General features: G+C 58.8%; 1 protein-coding gene. It reads left to right on the top strand.

Going from position 1 to position 2160, the window contains the following annotated elements; genetic code table 11:
* Window positions 1–152 precede the first annotated feature (152 nt).
* Complete coding sequence (locus C5L10_RS33300) at window positions 153–2111, top strand: methyl-accepting chemotaxis protein (RefSeq protein ID WP_371412024.1); 1959 nt, start codon at window positions 153–155, stop codon at window positions 2109–2111.
* Window positions 2112–2160 lie beyond the last annotated feature (49 nt).

Below are 2160 nucleotides of genomic sequence, written 5' to 3'. Positions count from 1 at the left end.
GGTTTCGGCTGCCAGGATCAGTCGGTATTTCACTGATTTTTAATTAAAGCCCCCCTAAATTAAGGGGTCCGTATGAAGATGGACTCGCCTGTTCCCTGTTGCAATGAATCTGCATGAAGCGGGAGCCCACCCCCCACGCCTTGGAGAATATGGTGTTCGCCCTTATTGCTAACCTTCGGACCATGATCAAGCTTGTCGCATCGTTCAGCTTAATCCTCCTTGTTGGTCTTGCCGTCAATCTCATCACCATCAAATCTTCTACCACTCAGCAGGAAGCGACAGTCTGGACCGAGCATACGTATCAAGTTCTCAGAGCAGTTGACGGTATGATTGCTGGGATGGTCAATCAGGAGACAGGCTTGCGGGGTTATTTGCTGGCGGGGGACGAAAAATTTCTCGATCCTCAAAAAGCTGGCGAAGCTCAGTTCAGGGCAGCCTTCGAACAGACCAGAAGCCTGACCTCTGACAATGCTCTTCAGCAGAAGAGGCTGACGGACCTTGAAGCTCAGGTGAAAGGTTGGAGCCGGGAGGTTATGAGCAAAGAAATCGCCCTGATGCGCGATGCCAAAACCGTTGATCAAGCTCGGGCCATGGAGGTCTCAGGCGCAGGCAAGAGCTACATGGACTCCATCCGCGCAATCGCGAAACAGATATCCGACGAAGAAGCCTCGCTGCTTGACGAGCGTGCGGCGGCCTCTGCAAACGCAGCCAAACACACCTTCTGGAGCATTGTCGTTGGCCTGGCGGCCACCATCATTGTCATTGCCGCTTCACTGGTGCTGTTGTCGGCGACAATGATCCGCCCCATTCAGGCGATAACCGCCTCAATGAAAAGGCTCGCAAGCGGTGATGCCGAAACGGCCATTCCGTTCGCAGGTCGGGCCGATGAGATCGGCGAGATGGCGGCCGCCGTCGAGGTGTTCCGATCCAACGCGCTAGAAAACCGCCGGCTGGAGCAGGAAGCGAACGCCCAGCGCTCGCAGTCCGAAGAGCAGCGTCGCCGAACAGCGGAGCAGGAACGTCTTCGCGCCGAAGCCATGGCACAGGCAACCTCGGGCCTGGCCGAAGGGCTCAAGCAGCTTGCGGGTGGCAACCTGTCGTTCGAGTTATCGCAACCTTTTGGCCAAGAGTTCGAGAGCCTGCGCGCCGACTTCAATCAAGCGGTGGGACAGTTGAAGGACACGATGTCGTCCGTCGCGGAAACCACTAATTCGATCGACTCCGGTTCGCGCGAGATCAGCCAGAGTGCTGATGATCTCTCGAAGCGTACCGAGCAGCAGGCAGCCTCACTGGAACAAACCGCGGCAGCGCTCGACGAGATCACCGCCAATGTCGCCAGTTCCTCCAAGCGAGCTGAAGAGGCCCGCACAGTGGCGATCCAGGCAAACGACAGCGCCCGCCTGTCGGGTGCTGTGGTCGCGAATGCGGTCGATGCCATGGGCAAGATCGAGCAGTCATCGAATCAGATCTCCAGCATCATCGGCGTGATCGATGACATCGCCTTTCAGACCAACCTTCTGGCGTTGAACGCTGGTGTCGAAGCTGCACGCGCCGGCGAAGCCGGCAAGGGCTTTGCGGTTGTGGCGCAGGAAGTGCGCGAGCTCGCGCAGCGGTCAGCCACGGCTGCCAAAGAGATCAAGGATCTCATTCGCAACTCGTCCGTGCAAGTCGGCAACGGCGTGCATCTTGTCAGCCAGACGGGCGAAGCGCTAAAGACGATTGAGGCCTATGTCGTCACCATCAACCAGCATATGGATGCGATTGCGACCTCATCGCGCGAGCAAGCGGTGGGTCTGTCGGAGGTTAACACTGCGGTCAATCAGATGGACCAGGTGACCCAGCAGAACGCCGCCATGGTGGAAGAGGCCAATGCGGCCGGTGCAACACTCGCCACCGAGGCGGGCCGCCTGCGTGAGCTCGTCTCGCGATTCCATGTGGGCGCTGCACTTTCCGGCCATGCGCCACGCCGCAGCAGGCCCTCAGCGACGAGCAGCGAATCGGCGCCCGTCACTTCGCCTGCCCGCGGGATGGTGAACAAGATCGCCAGGGCATTTCCCGGCAAAGGCTCTGCAGCCGTTGCCGCCAGCAAAGAAAGTTGGGAGGAGTTCTGATCAGGCAGTCGGAACGGGAGCTATAACAGCTCCCGTTTCTTACGATCGG

This window comes from Neorhizobium sp. T6_25 (assembly GCF_002968555.1).
GTDB lineage: Bacteria > Pseudomonadota > Alphaproteobacteria > Rhizobiales > Rhizobiaceae > Neorhizobium.
Note: the sequence above shows the minus strand (reverse complement) of the source record. Positions and strands in the feature narration are given on the sequence as shown.